This is a genomic window from Streptomyces sp. NPDC008086, from assembly GCF_042957325.1.
GTDB lineage: Bacteria > Actinomycetota > Actinomycetes > Streptomycetales > Streptomycetaceae > Streptomyces.
This window is the reverse complement of the sequence record NZ_JBIBIA010000004.1, coordinates 509233-533407: the sequence shown is the minus strand read 5'-3', so window position 1 is coordinate 533407 and position 24175 is coordinate 509233. Positions and strand designations below refer to the sequence as shown.

At 69.6% G+C, this 24175-nt stretch carries 17 protein-coding genes and 2 tRNA genes; 6 read left to right on the top strand and 13 right to left on the bottom strand.

Annotated features, from left to right (window positions below; genetic code table 11):
- Nucleotides 1-180: 180 nt before the first annotated feature.
- Complete coding sequence (locus tag ACFZBP_RS16650) at nucleotides 181-2805, bottom strand: valine--tRNA ligase (RefSeq protein WP_391413727.1); 2625 nt, start codon at nucleotides 2803-2805, stop codon at nucleotides 181-183.
- Between the two features lie 208 nt (nucleotides 2806-3013).
- On the opposite strand from ACFZBP_RS16650, the gene ACFZBP_RS16645 reads away from it, so the two are divergent.
- Entirely contained in the window at nucleotides 3014-4642 is a 1629-nt protein-coding gene (locus ACFZBP_RS16645) for an IS200/IS605 family accessory protein TnpB-related protein (RefSeq protein WP_391413725.1), read from the top strand.
- A 126-nt stretch (nucleotides 4643-4768) separates the two neighbouring features.
- Nucleotides 4769-5737 (top strand): hypothetical protein, encoded by a 969-nt coding sequence (locus ACFZBP_RS16640; protein ID WP_391413723.1) that lies wholly within the window; start codon nucleotides 4769-4771, stop codon nucleotides 5735-5737.
- A gap of 71 nt (nucleotides 5738-5808) precedes the next feature.
- Here the strand turns inward: ACFZBP_RS16640 and clpX are convergent, their stop codons facing one another.
- The 5 genes from clpX to ACFZBP_RS16615 form a co-directional block, all read right to left on the bottom strand.
- Nucleotides 5809-7095 carry an ATP-dependent Clp protease ATP-binding subunit ClpX gene (gene clpX, locus ACFZBP_RS16635; RefSeq protein ID WP_062720622.1) on the bottom strand — a complete coding sequence of 429 codons (1287 nt, stop codon included), beginning with the start codon at nucleotides 7093-7095 and terminating at the stop codon, nucleotides 5809-5811.
- A gap of 180 nt (nucleotides 7096-7275) precedes the next feature.
- Entirely contained in the window at nucleotides 7276-7956 is a 681-nt protein-coding gene (locus tag ACFZBP_RS16630; protein WP_308402482.1) for an ATP-dependent Clp protease proteolytic subunit, read from the bottom strand.
- A 52-nt stretch (nucleotides 7957-8008) separates the two neighbouring features.
- Nucleotides 8009-8617, bottom strand: coding sequence for an ATP-dependent Clp protease proteolytic subunit (locus ACFZBP_RS16625; RefSeq protein WP_217206386.1), 609 nt, complete (start codon nucleotides 8615-8617; stop codon nucleotides 8009-8011).
- 254 nt (nucleotides 8618-8871) lie between these two features.
- The gene (gene tig, locus ACFZBP_RS16620) at nucleotides 8872-10266 is read right to left on the bottom strand and encodes a trigger factor (RefSeq protein ID WP_383451199.1); all 1395 of its coding nucleotides are present in this window, start codon (nucleotides 10264-10266) and stop codon (nucleotides 8872-8874) included.
- A 201-nt stretch (nucleotides 10267-10467) separates the two neighbouring features.
- A tRNA-Pro gene (locus ACFZBP_RS16615) sits at nucleotides 10468-10544 on the bottom strand.
- A 131-nt stretch (nucleotides 10545-10675) separates the two neighbouring features.
- On the opposite strand from ACFZBP_RS16615, the gene ACFZBP_RS16610 reads away from it, so the two are divergent.
- Nucleotides 10676-10749 (top strand) — tRNA-Gly (locus ACFZBP_RS16610).
- A gap of 65 nt (nucleotides 10750-10814) precedes the next feature.
- On the opposite strand, the gene ACFZBP_RS16605 is transcribed toward ACFZBP_RS16610, so the two are convergent.
- Both ACFZBP_RS16605 and ACFZBP_RS16600 read right to left on the bottom strand, forming a co-directional pair.
- Nucleotides 10815-12971, bottom strand: a complete 2157-nt coding sequence (locus ACFZBP_RS16605; protein WP_391413718.1) for a PQQ-binding-like beta-propeller repeat protein — start codon at nucleotides 12969-12971, stop codon at nucleotides 10815-10817.
- Nucleotides 12972-13061: 90 nt separating this feature from the next.
- Nucleotides 13062-13256 (bottom strand): hypothetical protein, encoded by a 195-nt coding sequence (locus ACFZBP_RS16600; protein ID WP_030044846.1) that lies wholly within the window; start codon nucleotides 13254-13256, stop codon nucleotides 13062-13064.
- Between the two features lie 540 nt (nucleotides 13257-13796).
- Between ACFZBP_RS16600 and ACFZBP_RS16595 the strand changes: the two genes are divergently transcribed.
- On the top strand, nucleotides 13797-15008 hold the full coding sequence (locus ACFZBP_RS16595) for an acyltransferase family protein (protein WP_383451206.1): 1212 nt from the start codon (nucleotides 13797-13799) through the stop codon (nucleotides 15006-15008).
- A gap of 46 nt (nucleotides 15009-15054) precedes the next feature.
- Here the strand turns inward: ACFZBP_RS16595 and ACFZBP_RS16590 are convergent, their stop codons facing one another.
- Together ACFZBP_RS16590 and ACFZBP_RS16585 are read right to left on the bottom strand one after the other, a co-directional pair.
- Nucleotides 15055-15522: an HD domain-containing protein gene (locus ACFZBP_RS16590; protein ID WP_391413716.1), complete on the bottom strand. Its 468-nt coding sequence runs from the start codon at nucleotides 15520-15522 to the stop codon at nucleotides 15055-15057.
- Nucleotides 15523-16158: 636 nt separating this feature from the next.
- Nucleotides 16159-17340 carry a PP2C family protein-serine/threonine phosphatase gene (locus ACFZBP_RS16585; protein ID WP_383451211.1) on the bottom strand — a complete coding sequence of 394 codons (1182 nt, stop codon included), beginning with the start codon at nucleotides 17338-17340 and terminating at the stop codon, nucleotides 16159-16161.
- A 162-nt stretch (nucleotides 17341-17502) separates the two neighbouring features.
- On the opposite strand from ACFZBP_RS16585, the gene ACFZBP_RS16580 reads away from it, so the two are divergent.
- On the top strand, nucleotides 17503-18750 hold the full coding sequence (locus ACFZBP_RS16580) for a GNAT family N-acetyltransferase (protein ID WP_391413713.1): 1248 nt from the start codon (nucleotides 17503-17505) through the stop codon (nucleotides 18748-18750).
- A gap of 31 nt (nucleotides 18751-18781) precedes the next feature.
- Here the strand turns inward: ACFZBP_RS16580 and ACFZBP_RS16575 are convergent, their stop codons facing one another.
- Together ACFZBP_RS16575 and ACFZBP_RS16570 are read right to left on the bottom strand one after the other, a co-directional pair.
- Nucleotides 18782-19591, bottom strand: a complete 810-nt coding sequence (locus tag ACFZBP_RS16575) for a DNA-formamidopyrimidine glycosylase family protein (protein WP_391413711.1) — start codon at nucleotides 19589-19591, stop codon at nucleotides 18782-18784.
- 381 nt (nucleotides 19592-19972) lie between these two features.
- Complete coding sequence (locus tag ACFZBP_RS16570; protein WP_383451220.1) at nucleotides 19973-20458, bottom strand: ribose-5-phosphate isomerase; 486 nt, start codon at nucleotides 20456-20458, stop codon at nucleotides 19973-19975.
- Between the two features lie 217 nt (nucleotides 20459-20675).
- Between ACFZBP_RS16570 and ACFZBP_RS16565 the strand changes: the two genes are divergently transcribed.
- Nucleotides 20676-22148 (top strand): amino acid permease, encoded by a 1473-nt coding sequence (locus ACFZBP_RS16565; RefSeq protein WP_391413709.1) that lies wholly within the window; start codon nucleotides 20676-20678, stop codon nucleotides 22146-22148.
- A 142-nt stretch (nucleotides 22149-22290) separates the two neighbouring features.
- Here the strand turns inward: ACFZBP_RS16565 and ACFZBP_RS16560 are convergent, their stop codons facing one another.
- A complete protein-coding gene (locus tag ACFZBP_RS16560) occupies nucleotides 22291-23010 on the bottom strand; it encodes a hypothetical protein (protein WP_391414140.1) in 720 nt (239 codons plus the stop codon).
- Nucleotides 23011-24175 lie beyond the last annotated feature (1165 nt).

The following is a 24175-nucleotide window of genomic DNA, read 5'->3' as shown; positions in this document are numbered from 1 at the left end:
ACTGACAGTGCGCCCAGGGAGTGGGGTGGTGGGGGTTGTCGGGCGGGTGACAGGTCGGTGGGGCTGGTCGCGCCCACGCGGCGGTAGCCGCAAATTCAACACAGCCCCGCGCCCCCGAGAAGGTCGGCGAAGGCCCCCGGAACCAAGAAGCTCCGGGGGCCTTCATCGACGTACGCGCACCTACGCCGGCGGCAGGCGGTCCAGCTGGGCGGCGATGCGGGCGATGTCCTCGTCCGCCTTCGCCAGGCGGCCGCGGATCTTCTCCACGACGTTGTCCGGGGCCTTCGCGAGGAACGCCTCGTTGCCGAGCTTGGCCGTGGCCTGGGCCTTTTCCTTCTCCGCCGCGGCCAGGTCCTTCGCGAGGCGCTTGCGCTCGGCCGCGACGTCGATCACGCCGGAGAGGTCCAGCGCGACCTCCGCGCCTGCCACCGGCAGCGTCGCCGTGGCCGCGAAGTTCTCGCCCTCCGGCTGCAGGCGCAGCAGCTGGCGGATGGCCGGCTCGTGCGGGGCGAGGGCCGTGCCGTCCAGGGTGAGGCGGGCCGGGACCCGCTGGCCCGGCTGCAGGCCCTGGTCGGCGCGGAAGCGGCGGACCTCGGTGATGACCGACTGGAGCGACTCGATCTCCTGCTCGGCGCCCCGGTCACGGAAGCCGCTGTCGGCCGGCCACTCGGCGATCACGATCGACTCGCCGCCGGTCAGCGTGGTCCACAGGGTCTCCGTGACGAACGGGACCACCGGGTGCAGCAGCCTCAGCGTGACGTCGAGGACCTCGCCGAGGACGCGCTTGGAGACCTCGGCCGCCTCGCCGCCCGCCTGGAACGTCGTCTTGGACAGCTCGACGTACCAGTCGAAGACCTCGTCCCACGCGAAGTGGAAGAGGGCGTCGGACAGCTTGGCGAACTGGTAGTCCTCGTAGAACGCGTCGACTTCCGCGACGACGGAGTTCAGGCGGGAGAGGATCCAGCGGTCGGTCGAGGACATCGCCGACGGCTCCGGGAGCGGGCCGTCGACCGTCGCGCCGTTCATCAGCGCGAAGCGCGTCGCGTTCCAGATCTTGTTGGCGAAGTTGCGGGAGCCCTGGACCCAGTCCTCGCCGATCGGGACGTCGACGCCCGGGTTGGCGCCACGCGCGAGGGTGAAGCGGAGGGCGTCGGAGCCGTACTTGTCCATCCAGTCCAGCGGGTTGACCGCGTTGCCGAAGGACTTCGACATCTTCTTGCCGAACTGGTCACGGACCATGCCGTGCAGGGCGATGGTGTGGAACGGCGGGGTGCCGTCCATCGCGTACAGGCCGAACATCATCATCCGGGCGACCCAGAAGAAGAGGATGTCGTAGCCGGTGACCAGGACGGAGTTCGGGTAGAACTTCGCGAGCGACTCGGTCTGTTCGGGCCAGCCGAGGGTCGAGAAGGGCCACAGGCCGGAGGAGAACCAGGTGTCGAGGACGTCGGTGTCCTGACGCCAGCCCTCACCGCTCGGCGGCTCCTCGTCCGGACCGACGCAGACGACTTCGCCGTTCGGGCCGTACCAGACCGGAATGCGGTGACCCCACCACAACTGCCGCGAGATGCACCAGTCGTGGAGGTTGTCGACCCAGTCGAAGTACCGCTTCTCCATCTCCTGCGGGTGGATCTTGACCCGGCCGTCGCGGACCGCGTCACCGGCGGCCTTGGCGAGCGGGCCGACCTTGACCCACCACTGCATGGACAGGCGCGGCTCGATGGTGGTCTTGCAGCGCGAGCAGTGGCCGACCGAGTGGACGTACGGCCGCTTCTCCGCGACGATCCGGCCCTCGGCGCGCAGCGCGGCGACGATGGCCGAGCGGGCCTCGAGGCGGTCCAGGCCCTGGAAGGGGCCGTGGGCGGTGATGACCGCGTGCTCGTCCATCACGGCGAGGGACGGCAGGCTGTGCCGCTGGCCGATCTCGAAGTCGTTCGGGTCGTGGGCCGGGGTGACCTTGACGGCGCCCGTGCCGAACTCGGGGTCGACGTGCTCGTCGGCGACGACGGGGATACGGCGGCCGGTGAGCGGCAGCTCGATCTCACGCCCGACGAGATGGCGGTAGCGCTCGTCCTCGGGGTGGACGGCGACCGCGGTGTCGCCGAGCATCGTCTCGGCACGGGTCGTCGCCACGACGATGGAGTCGTCGCCCTCGCCGTACCGGATGGAGACGAGCTCGCCGTCGTCGTCCTGGTACTCGACCTCGATGTCCGAGATGGCCGTCAGACAGCGCGGGCACCAGTTGATGATGCGCTCGGCGCGATAGATCAGCTCGTCGTCGTAGAGCCGCTTGAAGATGGTCTGGACGGCCTGGGACAGGCCCTCGTCCATGGTGAAGCGCTCACGGGACCAGGCGACGCCGTCACCGAGGCGCCGCATCTGACCGCTGATCTGCCCGCCGGACTCGCCCTTCCACTGCCAGACGCGCTCGACGAACGCCTCGCGGCCGAGGTCGTGCCGGGACTTGCCCTCCTTGCCGAGCTCGCGCTCGACGACGTTCTGCGTGGCGATACCGGCGTGGTCCATGCCGGGCTGCCACAGCGTCTCGAACCCCTGCATGCGCTTACGACGCGTCAGGGCGTCGATGAGCGTGTGCTCGAAGGCATGCCCGAGGTGCAGGCTGCCCGTGACGTTCGGCGGCGGGATCACGATCGTGTACGGCGGCTTGTCGCTCTTCTCGTCCGCCTCGAAGTAACCGCGCTCTACCCAGCGCTCGTACAGCGGCCCCTCTACATCGGCCGGCGCGTACTGGGTCGGCAGTTCGGTGTCGGGCGCTGGTGGCTGCTGCTGAGCGTTCTCGGTCACCCGCTCAGTTTAGGGGGTCGAGGCGGCTGCCACTTGACCGTGCACGAGAGGGCATTTACGGGCATGGGTGAGCGTCGGCGCCGACGGCCGAGCGTGCGGATGGCCGTCCGGTCGATGGGAACGGTGGTTTGCCTGTCGAATGCGTGACCTTTGTGGATGGGATTCGTTGGGGGGGTGACGAGATCTTCGATGCTGGGTGTGGACGGAGTTGGGTCGGTTGCGGGAGGTGGCGGCGCCGTTCGTGGTGCCCGGCCCGTCCGGCGTCGCGATCCGGGACCGACTCAAGGGCCTCACGCCCAGGGACGAGGAAATCCTGCGTGCGGTTGGCGGCCATCTCGGGTCGCTCGCGTCCCGTGACCTCAAGACCCGCTGCCGTGACGGGCTGGAGCACGACAGCGACCGGTGGGCGGCGCGCAAGCAGGCGCTGACCTGCCAGTCCTCCTCCCGCTGGGCCGGGAGCATCACGAAGACCACGCACGACCAGTGGGCGCTCGCCCGCCGGAGCCAGCTCGCCCACATCCAGTCCCTCCAAGCCGGAGTGGACACGATCACCCGCCGACTGTCCCTGCCGGTAGGGGAGAAGGGAACGAAGCAGGCACCGGGCGGATACCGCAGTGAGCGTGAGCGGTTCCACAAGACGCGGCGCCTGCACGTGCTGGAGGACCGGCTGGAGCGTGTACGGGCCGACCGGCAGGCGGGCCGGGTACATGTCGTGTGGGGCGGGAAACGCCTGCTGGGCACCCGGCACCACCTTGAGGAGGCACAGCTCACCGAAACCCAGTGGCGGCAACGGTGGGAAGCGTCGCGCCGGTTCCTGGCCGCCGACGACGAGTCCGGGAAGCGGTACGGCAACGAGACGATCCGCGTCGCCCCCGGCGGCGAAGTGTCCCTCAAGCTCCCCGCCCCCCTCGCGCATCTGGCCAACGCGAAGCACGGCCGGTACATCCTGGCCGCGAAGGTCTCCTTCCCACACCGGGGCGATACCTGGCGCGACCGCATCGCCGCGAACCGGGCGGTGGCCTACCGCATCCACGAAGACGTGACACGCGGGCGCTGGTACCTCACCGCGTCCTGGACCATCCCCCCGGTCCAGACCGTGCCCCTGGAGACGGCCCGCGCCGGTGGCATGATCGGCGTGGACACCAACGCCGACCACCTGGCCGCCTGGCGCCTCGACGAGCACGGCAACCCGGCCGGTCAGCCGCGCCGCTTCGACTACGACCTCACCGGCACCGCCGACCACCGCGACGCGCAGGTGCGCCACGCCCTCATCCGCCTCCTGCACTGGGCCAGGCGGCACAACCTCGCGATCGCGATGGAGAACCTGGACTTCACTGGGGAGAGCACCCGCGAGAAACACGGATGCCGCAAGAAGTTCCGGCAGCTCATCTCCGGCATGCCCACCGGCAGACTCCGGGCCCGACTCGTGTCGATGGCCGCCGAACTGGGCCTGCAGATCGTCGCCGTGGATCCTGCCTACACCTCCAAGTGGGGCGCCCAGCACTGGCAGAAGCCCCTCACCAGCAAAACCAGGAAGACCACTCGCCACGACGCTGCCGCCGTGGCGATCGGAAGGCGCGCCCTGGGGCACCCGATCCGGCGACGGACGACACCGCCCCCGCACGACCAGAGCGATCGTGCGGGGCATCGGACCGTCCAGGCCTGGCCGGGCACCCCGGGACGCGAGGGAAACCGCCCCCGCATCCCCGGACCACGCACCAGATGCGTGCCGCCCGGACGCGGAGCGAACGCGGGGACCCAGGACGCCCAACACCGTTCGGGGCGTCCGGCTGAGCACCAGTCCTGGCAACAGGACTCACTCCCGCTCAGTTTGTAGGAACGGTGTCCCGGGCGTGTCCCGAAACGCGATTCTTCTGTAACGGTGGGCACCCCGATGCCGTGCGTTGTCTGTGTCTGCGCCAGGATGTCAGGAACACATAAGCATCTGGAGGGGAACCCAGAAATGAGCTACAACCAGCCGGGCCCGTACGGCGGGCAGCCCCAGCAGCCCGGTCCGTACGGCCAGCCGGGTCCGTACGGCCAGCCGCCGCAGGCGCCCCAGCCCGGCTACGGCTACCCCCAGCAGGCTCCCCCGCCCCAGCCCGGCTACGGCTACCCGCAGCAGGCCCCGGGCGTCCCGCCCCAGCAGCCGGGCCCGTACGGCCAGCAGCAGCCCCCGTACGGCCAGGCCCCTTACGGCATGCCGCAGCCGCCGGCCCCGGGTGGCGGCGGCAAGAAGACCGGCCTGATCATCGGCGCAGTGGCGGTCGTGGCGGCGATCGGCGTCGGGGCGTACTTCGTGATCGGCGGCGGTGGGGGTGCGGGCGGCAGCCTCGAGGACGACGGCGCGCACAAGCTGGCGACTCCGCAGAAGCTGCTGAGCGAGTACACCCGCATGGGAGACGGCGGCGACTCGTCCACCGGCAGCAGCGACTCGGCGTCGGAGCTGGAGAAGAGCGGCGTCAAGAACGCCACCGACGTGACCGCTGTCTACTCGACCGCGGACCTCTCGGGTTACGACCCCGAGGACCCGAACAGCTCCATGCCCGATCTGGGCGCGTTGGCGAAGGCCAAGAACATCTCGTACGTGGGCGCCTACGGCAAGATCTCCGACCCGGAGAAGGCTCTGGACGCGTTCTTCGCCTCGTTCAAGAAGGCCGCCGAGGAGGACTCCGGCAGCAGCAGCGGCCCGAAGACCGAACTGGTCGGCGAGCCCGAGTCCGCCGACCTGGACGGCGCGGTCATGAAGTGCCAGTCGGCCAAGGGCCAGAACGTCATCACCAAGCAGGAGACGAACAACTGGTTCTGCGTCTGGGCCGACTACAGCACCATCGCCCTGGTGTCGCCGACCGACGCCACGACGAGCGTCTCCAAGGACGTGGCGATCGACATCACCACGAAGGTGCGCGCGGAGATCCGCGTCAAGGCCTGACGCCCCTGGCCCTCACGCGGAAGGGGCCCCGGTCGGTCGACCGGGGCCCCTTCTGTACGTCTGTGCTGTGGCTACGCCGTCTTCTGCTCCCCCGACCCGCGCCCCCGCGCGTCCCGCGGGATCAGCGTCGGGTTCACGTTCGAGTGGACGACGTCCGCCGTGATGACGACGCGGGCCACGTCCTTGCGGGACGGGATCTCGTACATCACGCCCTGGAGGACTTCCTCCATGATGGCGCGCAGGCCGCGGGCGCCGGTCTGGCGGAGGATGGCCTGGTCGGCGATGGCTTCGAGGGCCTCGCGCTCGAAGTCCAGCTCCACGCCGTCGAGTTCGAAGAGGCGCTGGTACTGCTTCACCAGGGCGTTCCGGGGCTCGACGAGGATCTGCAGGAGGGCCTCGCGGTCGAGGTTGTGGACCGAGGTGATGACGGGGAGGCGGCCGATGAACTCGGGGATCATGCCGAACTTGACCAGGTCCTCGGGCATGACGTCCTCGAACTGGTCCTTGGCCTCCAGCTCGCGCTTGGAGCGGATCGTCGCGCCGAAGCCGATGCCCTTGGCGCCGGCCCGGGACTCGATGATCTTCTCAAGACCGGCGAACGCGCCGCCCACGATGAACAGGACGTTCGTCGTGTCGATCTGGATGAACTCCTGGTGGGGGTGCTTACGGCCGCCCTGCGGGGGCACTGAGGCCGTCGTGCCCTCGAGGATCTTCAGCAGGGCCTGCTGTACGCCCTCGCCACTGACATCCCGGGTGATCGACGGATTTTCACTCTTCCGCGCGACCTTGTCGATCTCATCGATGTAGATGATGCCCGTTTCGGCTTTCTTGACGTCGTAGTCCGCCGCCTGGATCAGCTTCAGCAGGATGTTCTCGACATCCTCGCCGACATACCCGGCCTCCGTCAGCGCCGTCGCGTCGGCGATGGCGAACGGGACGTTCAGCATGCGGGCCAGGGTCTGCGCGAGGAGCGTCTTGCCGGAGCCCGTGGGGCCCAGCAGCAGGATGTTGGACTTCGCCAACTCGATGGCGTCGTCGCGGCCTTGGGCGCCGCCGTTCTCGCCGGCCTGCACGCGCTTGTAGTGGTTGTAGACGGCGACGGAGAGCGCCTTCTTGGCCGCTTCCTGGCCGACCACGTACCCCTCGAGGAACTCGTAGATCTCGCGCGGCTTGGGGAGTTCCTCCCAGCGGACCTCACTGGTCTCCGCGAGCTCTTCCTCGATGATCTCGTTGCAGAGATCGATGCACTCGTCGCAGATGTACACACCAGGGCCTGCGATGAGCTTCTTGACCTGCTTCTGGCTCTTGCCGCAGAACGAGCACTTGAGCAGATCGCCGCCGTCACCGATGCGTGCCACGGTGTGCTTCCCCTTCGCCTGGGAGACGCCTGGACGATTTCGAATCCAGCGGCTCCTGGTGCTGCCTTATGTCGACGGTACCTTGCCTGGCCCCCCGTTCGGGCCCCCCTTGGCGCGGTTCACTTTGACGTGCACCGTCCCAAACCGTGCCAAGGGGCAGCAGACACTACCGGGTCCGCGTCAGCGAACGTCGGCGTTGTTCATCTTCCGCGTGGAGATGATCTGGTCGATCAGCCCGTACGACAGCGCGTCCTCGGCCGTGAGGATCTTGTCGCGCTCGATGTCCTCGCGGATCTTCTCGATCGGCGTGGTGGAGTGCTTGGCCAGCATCTCCTCCAGCTGCGAGCGCATCCGGAGGATCTCGTTGGCGGCGATCTCCAGGTCGGAGACCTGACCGCGGCCGGTCTCACTGTACGGCTGGTGGATCAGCACACGCGCGTTCGGCAGCGCCATGCGCTTGCCGGGCGTACCGGCGGCCAGCAGGACGGCGGCGGCGGAGGCCGCCTGGCCCATGCAGACCGTCTGGATGTCCGGCTTCACGAACTGCATCGTGTCGTAGATGGCCGTGAGCGCGGTGAAGGAGCCGCCCGGGCTGTTGATGTAGACCGAGATGTCCCGGTCGGGGTCCATCGACTCCAGGCACAGCAGCTGCGCCATGACGTCGTTCGCGGAGGCGTCGTCGATCTGCACGCCGAGGAAGATCACGCGCTCCTCGAAGAGCTTCGCGTACGGGTCGTACTCGCGGATGCCCTGCGAGGTGCGCTCGACGAAGCGCGGGATCACGTACCGGGACTCGGCGCGCGGGCCGGTGTACTCGGCCTCGGTGCGGGCGTACAGGCCGCTGCCGGGGAAGTCGTTCACTGTCTGTCTCCTAGGGGCTGAGGCGGTCGGCTGGGGGCTGTGCAGGGGGCCGTCAGGCCGCCCCGGTGCCGCCGCCGCCCGGCATCCCGGCGGCCGTCGGGATGACGTCGTCGATGAGGCCGTACTCCTTGGCCTCGAAGGCGTCGAACCAGCGGTCACGGTCCGAGTCACGGGTGATCTGCTCGATCGTCTGACCGGTGTGCTGCGAGGTGAGCTCGGCCATGCGCTTCTTGGTGTGCAGCAGCCGCTCGGCGTGGATCTTGATGTCGGAGGCCGAGCCGGCCAGGCCGGCGGAGGGCTGGTGGATCAGGATCTCGGCGTTCGGCAGCGCGAAGCGCTTGCCGGGGGTGCCCGCGCTGAGCAGGAACTGGCCCATGGAGGCCGCGAGGCCCATGGCGATCGTCACCACGTCGTTCTTGATGTACTGCATGGTGTCGTAGATCGCCATGCCGGCCGTGATCGAACCGCCCGGGCTGTTGATGTACATGTAGATGTCCTTGTCCGGATCGGCGGCAAGGAGCAGCAACTGCGCGGTGATCTTGTTGGCGATGTCGTCGTCGACCGGCTGGCCGAGGAAGATGATCCGCTCGCCGAGCAGCCGGTTGTAGACATGGTCGCCGAGGCCACCGCCGATGGAGGGCTCGCCGGCGGCGGAGGGCATCAGATTCGTCACGTATCCACCTGCTCGTCTTACGACGGCGCCGGGCCGTCTTACGTCTTCTGCGGGCAACGGGGGCTCCCCTGCCCTCATACTCATGGACCCTAACGCGGTGGCCCTGTGCTGCAATCCCGGTTCAGCGGGTGTTCGCCGGGGGCGTAGCGCCCCGGGGCCTGTGAGTACGGGCGTATGAAAGAAGGGCCCCGGGGATTTCACCTCCCCAGGGCCCTTCCTACGAGCTACGCGGCGCCGTGGGCTCAGCCCTCGGACTTCTCCTCGTCGGAGGCGTCCGCGGTGCCCTCGGCGGCCTCGACCGTCTCGGTGGCCTGCTCGACCTCGTCCTCGTCGTCGAGGTCGATGACCTCGCCGTTGGTGTCCTTGACGACGGCCTTCTCGACCACGACGGCCAGGGCCTTGCCGCGGGCGACCTCGCCGACCAGGAGCGGAACCTGGCCGCCCTCGACGACGGCCTGGGCGAACTGGTCGGGGGACATGCCGGAGGAGGCGGCGCGGCGCATGAGGTGCTCGGTGAGCTCCTCCTGGTTGACGTTCAGCTTCTCCTGCTTGACGAGCTCGTCGAGGACGAACTGCGTCTTGATGCCCTTGACCGCGGCTTCCTTGGTCTCGGCGTCGAACTCCTCGACCGTCTTGCCCTGGATCTCGAGGTACTTCTCGAGGTCGAGGCCCATCTGGCCGAGCTGGTGGTGCTCCAGGTTGTGCTTGCGGGTGTTGATCTCGTCCTCGAGGAGCTTCTCGGGGACGGGCACCTCGACGAGCTCCAGCAGCTTCTCCAGGACGCGCTCCTGGGCCTGCGTGGCCTGGTCGTACTGCTTCATGTTCTCGAGGCGCTTGCGGCTGTCGGCCTTGAGCTCGTCGAGGGTGTCGAACTCGGAGGCGAGCTGCGCGAAGTCGTCGTCCAGCTCGGGCAGTTCGCGCGCGGCGACCTGGGTGACCTTGACGGTGACCTCGGCCGCCTTGCCGGCCGCCGAGCCGCCCTTGAGCTCGGAGGTGAAGGTGGCCTCGCCACCGGCCTGAAGGCCCTTCACGGCGTCGTCGATGCCGTCCAGCAGCTCGCCGGAGCCGATGGTGTAGGAGACGCCCTCGGCGACGCCGTCCTCCAGGACCTCGCCGTCGACCTTGGCCTGCAGGTCGATCGTGACGACGTCGCCGTCCTCGGCGGCCCGCTCGACCGGGGAGGTGGAGGCGAAGCGCTCGCGCAGCTGCTCGACCGACTTCTCGATGTCCTCGTCGGTCACCTCGACGGCGTCGACCTCGACCTCGATGCCGGAGTAGTCCGGGATCTCGATGGTCGGGCGGACGTCGACCTCGGCGGTGAAGTTCAGCGTCTCGCCGTCCTTCAGCTCGGTGATGTCGACCTCGGGCTGGCCCAGGACGTCGATCTCCGCCTCGTTGACCGCCTCGGTGTAGAACTTCGGCAGCGCGTCGTTGACGGCCTCCTCCAGCACGGCGCCACGGCCGAACCGCTGGTCGATGACGCGGGCCGGGATCTTGCCCTTGCGGAAGCCCTTCACCGTGACCTGCTGGTTGATCTTCTTGTACGCCGCGTCGAGGCTGTCCTTGAGCTCCTCGAAGGGCACCTCGATGCTGAGCCGAACCCGAGTCGGGTTCAGGGTCTCCACGGCGCTCTTCACGGTTCGGTCTCCTTGGGGGCTGACTTCTTGGTTTCTGCCGGGGCCAGACTGGTCCGGCGGATTTCGTCGCCCGGAGGACTTCCAGAGGTTCCTGTGGATGAGACACACGGGCGCGCAGCTTGCATAGTAACCGCAGCGGCTCAACGCCCCAAAGGGGATCAAGCGAGGTGACCGCGCGGATGACCGGTGCGGACCGGTCGGTGGTCGGGGTGGCGGGATTTGAACCCACGGCCTTCCGCTCCCAAAGCGGACGCGCTACCAAGCTGCGCCACACCCCGTGCTGGTGCGACACGTAGGGTACATGCCCGCGGACAGTGCGGCCGCCGCATTTACGGGGTGTGCGGTGAGGGGTGCCGACCCGCTACGATGCCTTCTGTGCCGCGGTCACCTGACCTGCGGCGCGTCCTGTGCGGGCGTAGCTCAATGGTAGAGCCCTAGTCTTCCAAACTAGCTACGCGGGTTCGATTCCCGTCGCCCGCTCCATACGGCTCAGGGCCAGGTCAGAGGGTTCGTCCCCCGACCTGGCCCTGATCGTTTCCGGGGCCGGTTCAGTCGGCGCGCAGGGTGCGGACGTCGACCGTGTAGACGGAGCGGATGCCGTACGGGACGTAGAGGGCGTCGCCGACGAGGGTCGGGGGAGCTCCCACGCTGGTGAAGTCGGGGGTGCCGCCGTCGTCGCGTCCCTGGAGGGTGGCCTCCACGGCGCCGGTGCGCACGTTCAGGGCCGCCAGGCGGCCGCTCGGGGACGCCAGGTAGAGGTGGGACGCGGTGGCGAGGGGCACGCCCGGTGACTCCACGGTGGAGTTGCTCTCCCAGAGCTGGCGTCCGCTGTCGGGGGCGAGGGCGCGGACGCTGCCGCTGGGCGAGGTGACGTAGAGCCGGTCGCCCAGGAGGGTGGGGGTGGTGCCCTCGGGCTGGGGCTGTGACAGCCGTACGGTCGTCATGACGTGCGAGGTGGCGTGGATCAGGGTGAGGGTGCGGCGCACGCCGGTCGTGTCGAGCACCACCAGGCGGCCGTCGGCCTGTCCGACGACGTCCTTCTCTCCCTTGACGCGCACGGTCCAGCGGGGCCGGCCGGTGGCCGGGTCCAGCTGCGCGACGCTCGTGCTGGAGGCGCTGTCCTCCTCGCCCCACGTCTGGCACACCAGGTACGCGTTCCGGGCGGCGGCGCGCAGCAGGCACGTCTGGGTGGCGGGGCTGGGCATCGGACGCTTCCAGCGGACCTTGCCGTCGGTGGCGTCGAGCAGGGCGTAGTACTGGCCCTTCGAGCCGTAGGCGGTGATGACGCCCTCGGGTACGGCGGTGGAGAAGCCCTGCTCGGCGTTGGGTTCCGTGGCCTCGTCGCCGTCGCCCGTGGCCGTCTTCCAGATCACCTCGCCGGTCTCGGCGTCGAGCGCCTGGACGGTGTAGTGGTTGGTGGTGAACGCGTCTCCGGAGACTGGCCGGTCGTCGGCGCCGTAGACGTACACGCGGCCGCCGCGCGCGGCGATGATCGTGCCCAGGTTGCTGCTGCCGTTGTCGTCGGCGGTCTCGTCGATCGGCCGGGCCCAGGTGTTGCGGCCGTCGGCGAGGGCGAAGCGGGTCGCCATGACGTCGTCGCCGGCGCAGACGAGGGAGCGGCCGGTGGCGGCGCAGCGGGTGAACGGGGCGTCGGCGCCGACCGAGTCCTTGTCGACGCTCGGGTCCTTCGACTTGTTGTGCCAGGCCTGCCAGCCGAGGGGCAGATCGCCCGGGTCGCCGTCGTCGCCGGTGAGGGCGACCGTCGTGGTGGCGAGGGCCGCGAGGACCACGGCTCCGGCCGCGGCGGCCGGCCAGAGGCGTCCGCGGCGGCGGGGGCGCGGACGAGCGAGGCCCACCGCGGTCGTGGGCTCGTCCGCGGGGCTCGGGTCGGGGAGGGCGCCGTCGCGCAGCAGGGTCAGCAGGGCGTCCGGAGTGGCGCGGGACTTGGGGTGCTTTTCCAGGCATAGGCGGATGAAAGGGAGCAACTCGGACGGAGTGCCGTCGAGTTCGGGGGCGCCCTCGACGACCCGGATGGCCGTTTCGTACGGGCTCGGGCTGTCGAACGGGCCGCGTCCGGTGGCGGCGTACGCGAGGACCGAGCCGAGGGAGAAGACGTCGGCGGCCGGGCCCACGTCCTGCGGGGAGGAGAACTGCTCCGGGGACATGTAGGGCGGGGTGCCCATGACGCGGCCGGTCTGGGTGAGGACGTCGGAGGGCCCGAACTCGGCAGCGCGGGAGATGCCGAAGTCGATGACGCGGGGGCCGTCCTCGGCGAGCATCACATTGGCCGGTTTCAGATCGCGGTGGACCATGCCGGCGCGGTGGATGTCCCGCAGGGCCTCGGCCAGGCCGGCGGCGAGCTCGCGCAACTGCGGCAGGGGCAGGGGGCCGTGGCGGCGGACGTGGATGCCGAGGTCCTCGCCGGGGATGTAGAGCGTGGCCATCCAGGGGCGCGGCGCGTCGGCGTCCGCGTCCACGACGGGGGCGGTGAAGGCGCCGCTGACCTGGCGGGCGGCTGCCACCTCGCGGCGGAACCGGGTGCGGAACTCGTCGTCGTCGGCGTACTGCGCGTGCACGACCTTGACGGCCAGGCGGCGGCCGGAGGCCGAGCGGGCGAGGTAGACCACACCCATGCCACCGGAGCCGAGGCGGTCCTCGATCCGGTAGCCCCCCACCTCCGCCGGGTCCGCCTCGCGCAGCGCCATCCGTACGTTCCCCCCGTTCCGGACCGTTCGACGATCTCGAACGAGGGTATCCGTACCGTTCCGGGTCGCCCCACGGACCCGGAACGGTACCTAGAACTGGATGGAGTTGATGGTCTCGGCTATCGAGTTGAGGAATCTCTGGATGTCGTCGGCCATGCCCGTCGAGGCGAGGAAGAAGCCGAACAGCACGGCGACGACGGCGGGACCGGCCTTCAGTGATCCGCCACGGATCAACACCACCAAGATGATCGCCAACAGCAGCACCACTGACAGCGAAATGGCCACAACAGATCACACCCTCGGTCGGTCCGCTCTCCCGGCCCGGGGACGCGACCCCGCGCACCCCCGCCAGAACCATCGTGCCACCAACCGGGCCCCGCTATGCGGCACGTGACGTTTCGTTCGCCACAGCTGTGCCGGATCTGTGCGGGCCCGGCGGGCGCGACCACCTCTCCCGTCACGCCCGTACAGGATTTCGGACGGACACCCGCGAAGGGAATTCGGCGGGTTCGTTTCCATCGACACACAACATGTTCGCGGGTATTTCGAATTACGGGTGAGTTGATCATTCCATCGGGGTTAGCTCCTGGCCATATGCACCCCTTAGTCCGGATGAATCCGGACAAGACGGGTGTCCAACAGGTGTCCTCCTGGTGCATGTTCGCTGTACACGCGAGGTCGCGCGCAATAACCGGGAATGACCTCGCGGGTTTTACGAAATCCCACAGGCAACGCTAGGGTGCCTCAGATGTTCCATGCTGCCTCGTCCCCCGCATGCGCAGCGAGGGCCTCGATCGACTCCCCCGGCTTCCGGCGGGAGGGTCTGTGAACAACTCGCTGCGACCGCACGGCCACAACAGAGCGCCACTCCCCCCGGCAGAGTCGTCGGCGGACGGAGTGCCCAGTCCACGCTCGCCGCAGAACCAGCACACCCAGCAGGCTCAGGCGGAGAAGAAATCCGCGTCCGGCGGTGCCAAGCAGCGCGACGCGTTCTTCGACAACGCCAAGTACCTGGCGATCGTGCTCGTCGCCATAGGACACAGCTGGGAGCCCATCAAGGGTGACAGCCGGATCCTGGAGGCCGTGTACACCGTCGTGTACACCTTCCACATGCCGGCGTTCATCATCATCTCCGGCTTCTTCTCGCGCAGTTTCGACGCGACCCCCAGTCGGCTGAAGCGCCTGATCACCGGCGTCGCGGTGCCGTACATCGTCTTCGAGACGGCCTACCCGCTCTTCAAGCGCTGGATCGCCGAGGACCCGAGCCAGGAGATCAGCCTCCTGGACCCGTGGTACCTGACCTGGTTCCTGTGCGCGCTGTTCATCTGGCGGATGACCACCCCCATCTGGAAGATGGTGCGCTGGCCGCTGCCGCTCGCGCTCGGTGTCGCCATGGCGGCGACCGTCACCCCGGAGATCGGTGACGACCTCGATCTCCAGCGGGTGCTGCAGTTCCTGCCGTACTTCGTGCTGGGTCTGGTCATGAAGCCCGAGCACTTCCACATGGTGCGTACGCGTACGGTGCGGATCCTGTCCGTGCCCGTGTTCGCGGTGGCGCTGGGCTTCGGCTGGTGGGCCGTGCCGCGGATGAACACCGCGTGGTTCTACCACCGTGACGCCGCGCAGGAGCTCGGTGCGCCGTGGTGGGCCGGGCCCGTCATGGTGCTGGCGATGTTCGGCTGCTCGCTGCTGCTGACTGCCTGCTTCTTCGCGTGGGTGCCGCGGCGGCACATGTGGTTCACGGCGCTGGGTGCGGGGACGCTGTACGGCTATCTGCTGCACGGGTTCTTCGTGAAGGCCGGCGACTACCAGGGGTGGTTCGAGCACGCCTGGCTGCACCGGCCGCTGGGCGAGATCTTCGTCTCCGTCGTCGCGGCCGTCGGTGTGACGCTGCTGTGCACTTCCCCGGTGCAGCGGGTGTTCCGGTTCGCCATGGAGCCCAAGATGGAGTGGGCGTTCAAGCGGGACGCGGCGGAACTGGCTCGGGAGCGTGAGAAGCGGGAAGGTGCGGGCGCTCGGGAGAAGGTCAGCGCCTGATCCCTGCGCCGTTCCCGCACATCTGAAGATCTTGGATCGCGGAGAGTCAGTCTCCGGTCAGGCCGAGAAGTGCGCGCATCCGTGCGTACTTCTCGGTCAGTCGTTTTCGGGTGGGTTCGTCGAGGGCGGCGAGGCGGGACGGGTCGGTGTTGTGGGCCAGGTCCGCCTCCTTCACGAGGAGGGCGCCCGGGGTGGTGAGGATGCGGGTGGCGTAGGCCTCGAGGGGTTCGCCCGGGTGCTTGGTGACGGCGCGGACGATCGCCTTCGTGCGGGGGCTGAGGGGGGCCTCTTCCAGCCACTGGTCGGTGAGGGCGTCGTCTTCTATCGCGTCGTGGAGCCAGGCTGCGGCGATCTGGGCGGGGTCGCCTCCGCGGGTGCGTACGCCTTCCGCTACGGCGCGGAGGTGCTCGGTGTACGGGTGGCCGGCCTTGTCGGTCTGGTGGGCGTGGGCGGTGCGGGCGATGGTTTCTACGGCGGTCAGGGGCAGTGGGGCTGGGGGCTCGGTGTCGGTCACCGGTCCAGTGTGCCCTCGCCCCCGCCGCCCCTACCCGTCCCATCCCCAGGGGCTCCGCCCCTTCGACCCCACTGGGGCTGCCGCCCCAGACCCCGCCATCGGCCCTCCGGGCCTCGTCCTCAAACGCCGGACGGGCTGGGGTGCCTGGGCCTGCGTAGCCCCCGCGGGTGGGTGGGGGATCGGGACGGCAAAGACTCGTCCTCCAACGCCGGACAGGCTGAACGGGCCTGGGGCAGTGTGCCCCTACGGGTGGGTCTGGGATCGGGACGGCTGTTCCTCGTCCTCGAACGCGGGACGGGCTGGGGTGCCTGGGCCTGCGTAGCCCCCGCGGGTGGGTGGGGGTTCGGGACGGCAAAGACTCGTCCTCTAACGCCGGACAGGCTGAACGGGCCTGGGGCAGTGTGCCCCTGCGGGTGGGTGGGGATCGGGACGGCTGTTCCTCGTCCTCAACGCCGGACGGGCTGAAGATGCCTGGGGCGGTGCGTGCCCGCGGGTGAGTGAGGGTTCAGGACGGCTGCGCCTCGTGCTCGAACGCCGGACGGGCTGAAAGGCCTGGGGCGGCGTGCCCCCGCGCATGGGTGGGGGATCGGGACGGCTGTGCCTCGTCCTCGAACGCCGATGGACTGGAAGTGGAGGTCAGTTTGGGGGTGTTTGGGATGTGGGGCCCTCTCGGCAGATGAGTAGGAGGGCTCTGTCGTCGTTGACGTCCTTGGCGACTGCTTCGATGAGGTGCCAGGCGGCGCCGTGGAAGCCGCCGGCCACGTAGCGGTCGGCTTCGCCGGTGAGGCGGTCTATGCCCTCGACGATGTCGCGGTCGGAGGTCTCGACGAGGCCGTCGGTGAAGAGCATCAGGACGTCTCCGGGGCGCAGTGAGCCCTTGACGGGGTCGAACTGGGCGCCGTCGTAGACACCGAGCAGGGGGCCCTCGGCGGCCTTTTCCTCCCAGCGGCCGCTGCCCGCGCTGAGCTGCAGGCCCGGCGGGTGGCCCGCGGAGTAGAGCTCGTAGTCGCCCGAGTCCAGGTCAAGGACCAGGTGGATCGAGGTGGCGAAGCCCTCGTCCCAGTCCTGGCGGAGGAGGTAGCCGTTGGCCGCGGGGAGGAAGGCGTGCGGGGGCAGGCTGCCGAGGAGGCCGCCGAAGGCTCCGGAGAGGAGCAGGGCGCGCGAGCCCGCGTCCATGCCCTTGCCCGACACGTCCGTGAGGACGACCTCCAGCGTGCGGCCGCCGTTCGTGCGGGCCGCGACCACGAAGTCGCCCGAGAAGGACTGGCCGCCCGCCGGGCGCAGCGCCATCTCGCGGTGCCAGCCGTGCGGCAGGCCGGGCAGCTTGCTCTGGACGCGGATGCGTTCGCGCAGGTCGAAGAGCATCGTGCCGCCGCGCCGCCAGGGCACGCCCACGCGGCTGCGGAACTGCGCGATCAGCAGGCCGAAGAAGCCGCAGGCCGCCACGACGAGGACCACGCCCGGGGTTACCCGGGAGGGGCCCTCCGTGTACGGGCCCAACTGCACCGACTCCACGATCAGTGCCGTCGCCGCCGCCGCGTACAGGCCCAGCAGGCTCGCCGGGCGCAGCAGCAGGCCGCCCGCGACGATGGGGAGGACCAGTGCGGCCGGGGAGAACCAGACCGGGTTGGCCATCGTCACGGCGCAGATCAGGGGGACGGTCAGCAGCAGGCCGGCCAGGGCGATCCAGTCGGAGCCGTCGCCGCGGAAGTAGTCCACCGCGCTTCTGCGCACGCCGACGCGGGCCCGGTGCCACTGCATCTTCAACCGGGCCGTGAACGTCTCGGCCGCCGTGCGCCGCTCTCGTCCTGCTGCCATTAGTTCGGGACCCTATCCATCGGACCAGCTGCTTGGCACGGGAGGTCCCACTTGTCCCCCGTCCGAGGTTCAACTTCACAGTGAACTTCACGGAAAGCCACCTCGTAGTCGCCAACGAGAAATTCCCTCGCTCGTCCCGCAATGCCCTGGTAGGCATGGTTCATGGCGAATGACAGTGCGAGCCACCCCGAGCTGCGCGTGCTGCGGCGGGACGAGTGGGACAACTGGTACGACACGCTGATCCGCGGCTTCGGCGGGGTCCCGGAGGCGGCCGAGGAGCGGGAGTTGTGGAGCTCCCTCACCGAACTCGACCGTTCCCTCGGCGCCTGGGACGGGGACGCCTGTGTGGGCACGGCCGGTGCCTTCAGCTTCCGGCTGACCGTGCCCGGCGGGGCCGCCGTGCCCGCCGCCGGGGTCACCATGGTCAGCGTCGCCGCGACGCACCGCCGGCGCGGCGTCCTGACGTCGATGATGCGCCGCCAGCTCGACGACGTACACGCGTGGGGCTGGCCGCTGGCCGTGCTCACCGCCTCCGAGCCGGAGATCTACGGCCGGTTCGGGTACGGCGTCGGCACCTTCCATGTGAACTCCGAGATCGACACGACCCGCGTCCGGCTGTCCGTGCCGCCCGGCACCGATGACGTACGTCTGCGCTACGCCGTCGCGGCCGACGTCCTCGACGTCTGCGAGGCCGTGTACGCGCGCAAGGTCCCCGGACGGCCGGGGATGCTCGTACGCACGCCCGGCTGGGAGCGGCTCAGGCTGCTCGACCCGGAGAGCGACCGGGAGGGCGCGTCGCCGTTGCAGTGCGTGCTGGCGGAGCGGGACGGCGAGGTCGTGGGGTACGCGCGCTTCCGGGTCAAGCCGGACTGGGACCCCGCCGGGCCGAAGGGCGTCGTCCAGCTGCGGGACACCGAGGCCCTGGACCCGGCGGCGCAGGCCGCGCTGTGGCGGTTCCTGTTCGACATCGACCTCACGTCCACGCTGCAGATGTACGGGCGTCCGGTGGACGAGGCCTGGCAGTACCAGGTGTCCGACATCCGGCGGTGTGCGCTGCGGTTGCGGGACTCCCTGCACGTACGGCTGGTGGACCTCGGGGCCGCGCTGGAGGCGCGGACCTATCAGGCGCCGGTCGATGTGGTGCTGGAGGTCGAGGACGCCTTCTGCCCCTGGAACTCCGGGCGTTGGCGGCTGTCCGGGGATCCCAAGGGCGCGTCCTGCGAGCGTACGACCGACGCGGCCGATCTCTCCCTGTCCGTACGGGAGTTGGGGGCGGCGTATCTCGGCGGCGTGGGCCTGGAGGCGCTGGGGGCGGCCGGGCGGGTGCGGGAGTTGCGGCAGGGGGCGCTGGCGGAGGCCTCGGTGGGATTCGGCTCGGCCGTGGCGCCGTGGCTGCCGCACGGGTTCTGAGGCCGGACCCGGGGCGGCTTCGGCAACGTCCCTACGGGGTCTGGCAGTTCGGGCACCAGAAGAGGTTGCGGGCGGCGAGGTCGGCGGTGCGGATCTCGCCGCCGCAGATATGGCAGGGCAGGGTGGCCCTTCGGTAGACGTAGACCTCGCCGCCGTGGTCGTCGACGCGCGGTGGGCGGCCCATCGCCTCCGGGGTGTGCTCCGGGCGGACGGTGTCGATGCGGTTGTTGCGGACGCCCTCACGCATCAGCGCCACCAGGTCCGACCAGATCGCGTCCCACTGGGCGGGGGTGATGTCCTTGCCCGCGCGGTAGGGGTCGATGCGGTGACGGAAGAGGACCTCGGCGCGGTAGACGTTGCCGACGCCCGCGATGACCTTCTGGTCCATGAGCAGGGCGGCGATCGTCGTGCGGCTGCGGGAGACGCGGCGGTAGGCCTGGTGGGGGTCGGCGTCGGCGCGGAGGGGGTCGGGGCCGAGGCGGTCGTGTATCGCCTGCTTCTCGGGGGTGGTGATGAGGGTGCAGGTGGTGGGGCCGCGGAGGTCCACGTATGCGGTGCTGTTCGTGAGGCGGAGGCGGACGGTGTCCGTGGGTGGGGGTGCGGGGGTGGAGCCGAAGGTGACCTTGCCGAAGAGGCCGAGGTGGATGTGGATCCAGTCGGTGCCTCGGAAGCCTAGGAAGAGGTGTTTGCCGTGGGCTTCGGTGTGGGTGAGTTCGGCGTGGTCGAGTAGGGCGGTGGCGTCGGAGAACTTGCCCTGGGGGCTGGTGACGTGGGGTTTCGTGCCGCGGAACGCTGTGGCGTAGTCGAGGGCCAGGCGGTGGATGGTGTGGCCCTCGGGCACGGTGGCTCCTTGGTCGTGTGGGGGTGGGGGCGCCAGGGTTTTTCGCCCCCGCCGCCCCTACCCGTCCCATCCCTTGAAGGGGCTGCGCCCCTTCGACCCCGCTGTCGGCCCTTCGGGCCTCGTCCTCAAACGCCGGACGGGCTGAACATGCCCCTCCGGGCGGGCGGGGGCTAGGGACAGCGGTAGCTCGCCCCTCAAACGCCGGACGGGCTGAAAATGCCCCTCCGGGCGGGTGAGGGCTCGGGACGACGGTGGCTCGTCCTCGAACGCCGGACAGGCTGAACATGCGCCTGCGGGCGGGTGGGGCTGGGGACGGTGGTGGCTCGTCCTCGAACGCCGGACCAGGTGGGGGCGCCTGGGACAGAGTCCCCGTGGTGCTTGCTACTGCTGGGGGTGGTGCGGGGGGATCGGGGGGAGGTCGCCGGTGGTTTCGTATGTGGCCAGCATGGTGATGCGGCGGGTGTGACGCTCGTCACCGGAGTACGGGGTGTTGAGGAACGTCTCGACGAACTTGGTGGCCTCGTCCTGCGTGTGCATGCGGGCACCGACCGCTACGACGTTGGCGTTGTTGTGCTGGCGACCGAGGGACGCCGTCTCCTCGCTCCAGGCGAGGGCCGCGCGGACGCCCTTCACCTTGTTGGCGGCGATCTGCTCGCCGTTGCCCGAGCCGCCGATGACGATGCCGAGGGCGTCGGGGTCCGCGGCCGTCTTCTCCGCCGCGCGGAGGCAGAAGGGCGGGTAGTCGTCCTGGGCGTCGTAGATGTGGGGACCGCAGTCGACCGGGTCGTGACCCGCCGCCTTCAGCCAGTCGACGAGGTGGTTCTTGAGTTCGAAGCCCGCATGGTCGGAGCCGAGATACACGCGCATGGAACGAGTGTGACACGGCTGTTTCGGGGCAGCAGCGCCGGGTGTCGATCGCGTTTACTGTGACGCATTCCATGGAAGCTCAAGAAAACCTCAAGTAACAATCCCGAATCAAAGGTTCCCGAATCCGTTCTCCTCCGATTCACTGGTCCGACTCGTACGCCGCTCCTCTACGACGCGTACGAGAACCGCTCCCCACGGCTCAAAGGAAATCCGCTCCATGACTTCGCAGCCGAGTAAGAAGACGGCCGAGCCGGCCGTCGGCGGCCATGGCCTCCAGGCCGGACTCAAGAACCGTCATCTCTCCATGATCGCCATCGGTGGCGTCATCGGTGCCGGACTCTTCGTCGGGTCCAGTTCCGGTATCGCCACCGCCGGACCCGGCATCCTCCTGTCGTACGCCCTCGTCGGCACGCTCGTGGTGCTGGTGATGCGGATGCTCGGCGAGATGTCCGCGGCCAACCCGACGTCCGGATCGTTCTCCGCCCACGCCGACCGGGCGCTGGGGCCCTGGGCCGGCTTCTCCATCGGCTGGCTGTACTGGTTCTTCTGGGTGGTCGTGCTGGCGGTCGAGGCGACCGCCGGTGCGGAGATCCTCGAGGGGTGGATACCGGCCGTTCCGCAGTGGGGCTGGGCGCTGATCGTGATGGTGGTGCTCACCGCCACCAACCTGGTCTCCGTCGGCTCCTACGGTGAGTTCGAGTTCTGGTTCGCCGGGATCAAGGTCGTGGCGATCGCCGCGTTCATCGTCATCGGCGGGCTCGCCGTCTTCGGGCTGCTGCCGGGCGTCGACAGCTCGCAGGCCGGACTGAGCAACCTCACCGACCACGGCGGCTTCCTGCCCAACGGTGCCGGCGCGATCCTCACCGGTGTGCTGCTCGTCGTCTTCTCCTTCATGGGCAGCGAGATCGCGACGCTGGCCGCCGGTGAGTCCGAGAACCCGCAGCGGGCGGTCACCAAGGCCACCAACAGCATCATCTGGCGTGTCGCCGTCTTCTACCTCGGTTCGATCCTCGTCGTGGTGGCCCTGCTGCCCTGGGACAGCAAGTCGATCGCCGACGACGGCTCGTACGTCGCCGCTCTCGACTCCCTCGGTATCCCGCACGCCGGTCAGATCATGAACTTCATCGTGCTGACCTCGGTGCTGTCCTGTCTCAACTCCGGTCTCTACACCGCCTCCCGTATGGCCTTCTCGCTCGGCCAGCGCGGGGACGCGCCGAAGTCGTTCGCGCGGACGACCGGCCGGGGTGTGCCGCGTACGGCGATCCTCGTGTCCGTGGTGTTCGGCTTCGTCGCCGTCTTCTTCAACTACAAGTTCCCGGACTCCGTCTTCCTCTTCCTCGTCAACTCCTCCGGTGCGGTCGCGCTGTTCGTGTGGCTGGTGATCTGCTTCTCGCAGCTGCGCATGCGGAAGATCATCCAGGCCGAGGCGCCGGAGAAGCTGGTCGTGCGGATGTGGCTGTACCCGTATCTGACCTGGGCCACGGCCGCGCTGATCGTGTTCGTGCTGGGCTACATGCTGACCGACACCGAGCATGACGGCCGGAAGACCGTGCTGCTGTCGCTGCTGGTGGCGGCGGCGGTGCTGATCGTGGCCTTCGTGAAGGAGAAGGTCGGCCGGGGGCGTGCGGTGGCGGACGGGGCTGCGGCTGCCGTTTCGGATGCGCCGCGGGATGAGGTCAAGACCGGCTGAGGTTGCTGACCTCGGCCACTGACTCCGGGTGAGCCTGGCTGAGCACGGCCAAGCACGGCTTGGAGTTCGAGGGGCCTTCGGTGACGCTTGCGCGTTCCGGAGGCCCCTTGGCTTTGTCTCGGCTTGTCCCGGCTGGCTTTGCCTACAGGACCGTGAAGGTGTCTCTCACCTTCTCGTAGGTCTTCAGCGCCTCCGTCTCCCTCTCCGGCCGGTACCACGTGTTGATCTGGTACGACCTGCCTTCCACCGTGAAGCCCAGGAGCCGGGCGTGCCAGGGGTCGCCCTGGAGCGTGAAGGTGTACTCCCAGACGACCGCCGGGTGCCCGCGGAACGTCGTCCGTTCCAGGCGGATCTTGCGGTACTGCTGTCCTTGCTGGGCGTTCTCCTCCGACTTCTGCCAGGAGTCCATCAGGTCGTCGCGGGCCAGGGAGGACTTGGCGGCGAGTTCCTGTTGGGCGTCCGGGGAGGTGTAGTGCACCTCCGACCCGGTCTGGACGTCCCTCCGCCAGTCCTCGGGCGGCACCCATGCGAAGCCGCCCGCCTCCCTGCGGGATCCCGGCGGGAGGCTTTGCGGCCTCGCCGTGCCTTCGACCGTGGGGGAGGCGGACGAGGGCGCGGAGGAGGACGACGGTGACGGTGCCGGCGCGGAGCCGGCGTGATCGTCCTCGGGCGCGCCCGGGTTGATCGCCAGGACGACCGCCACGGCGGCGCCCGCGGCGACGATTCCGGCTGCGGCGACTTTCCCTGTACGGCGGCGGCCTCGCCGGGGTTGCCCCACCGGGACCGCGGGGCCGGGGAGCTCGCCGGGTGGCATGACGCCCTGCGGGTGGGCGCCTGTGGGCAGGGGGCGCTGCTCGGTCACCGCTTCGGAGCGGACCAGGGAGACGCCGGGGCGGTGGGGGGCGGATGCTCCGGAGTTGCCGGGCGGTGTGGGTGTACGGGCCTCCGGGCGGGCCTCCGACGTGGCTTGGGAGACGGGAGTTGGCGTGGGGTGTGGGCGGGGGGCGTTTTCGGTTCGTGCGTTTTCGGTTCGTGCGTTTTCGGTTCGTGCGTTTTCGGTTCGTGCGTTTTCGGTTCGTATGCCTTTGGTCGGTGGTGAGGCTTGTGGCGGTATGGCGTCGTGAACGTCGTCCGGTTGACGGGGGTCGGGTGGCGTGGGGACTTGGGGGGTCTCCAGGTAGAGGGGGGTGGGGGATTCCGTTGGGGGCTCGGACTTGGGGTGGGGCTCGGGTGTGAGTGCGGGGGTGGCGCCGGGCTCGCGCCCATGCGGTGGCTGAGGTTCGGGAACCTGGCCGTGGGGTGGGTGGAGCGCGTGTACTGAGGTGTGTGTCCGCTCTGGCGTCGGCGTCGGCGTCTGCGTCTGGTCGGGCGCGTGGAGTGCCGTCGTTGTCTGGTCAGGCGTGACTGACGGGCCGGGGTGGGGACTGGACTCAGGGTGGCGTACGGGGTCTGGGCCGGTGCCGCGAACCGAGTCTGGGCCGGTGCCGCGAACCGAGTCTGGGCCGGTGCCGCGAACCGAGTCTGGGCCGGTGCCGCCTACGGGTTCCGGTCCACGCGGACGCCCGGGATCCGGCGTTGGTCCGTCCTGCGGCGTGCCCTCGTGGAGTACCCCGTCCGCAGCACCGCCCCGACGCTCGGCCCCGGAGGGAGCCCCGTGTCCGGGCCCTTGCTCTGGCGCCCCCGCCGCTCCAGGAACCCACGCCTTCCCGGGGCCTGGCTCCAACTGCTGGCCCCAGCTCGGCTCCTGGTGCCCGGCAGTACGCCCTGCCCACCCGGCCTCGGGCTCACGCGCCCCGGAGCCGGCGTCCTGTCCTGACGCTTCCACCTCATCCCGGGTGTCCCGGTGCTGGGAACTTACGGCCGCTCCCGTCCCGTCGCCCTCTGGTGCGGCCTCGACGTCCCTTCCCGGGAGCCAAGGGCTGGGCACGGCCTCGCCTTCCCGGCCCACGCGGCCGGCGTCAGCCTCAGCGCCTCCGCGCCCGACACCGACCTCAGCCTCACGGTCCCCAGGACCGACGTCGCCCCTG

Bases quoted from the DNA above. Each gene is read 5' to 3' on its own strand.
- ACFZBP_RS16640 (WP_391413723.1), top strand. From the start codon at position 4,769: ATGAGCTACAACCAGCCGGGCCCGTACGGCGGGCAGCCCCAGCAGCCC.
- ACFZBP_RS16625 (WP_217206386.1), bottom strand. From the start codon at position 8,617: ATGCCCTCCGCCGCCGGCGAGCCCTCCATCGGCGGTGGCCTCGGCGAC.
- ACFZBP_RS16605 (WP_391413718.1), bottom strand. From the start codon at position 12,971: ATGGCGCTGCGCGAGGCGGACCCGGCGGAGGTGGGGGGCTACCGGATC.
- ACFZBP_RS16585 (WP_383451211.1), bottom strand. From the start codon at position 17,340: ATGGCAGCAGGACGAGAGCGGCGCACGGCGGCCGAGACGTTCACGGCC.
- ACFZBP_RS16580 (WP_391413713.1), top strand. From the start codon at position 17,503: ATGGCGAATGACAGTGCGAGCCACCCCGAGCTGCGCGTGCTGCGGCGG.
- ACFZBP_RS16570 (WP_383451220.1), bottom strand. From the start codon at position 20,458: ATGCGCGTGTATCTCGGCTCCGACCATGCGGGCTTCGAACTCAAGAAC.
- ACFZBP_RS16565 (WP_391413709.1), top strand. From the start codon at position 20,676: ATGACTTCGCAGCCGAGTAAGAAGACGGCCGAGCCGGCCGTCGGCGGC.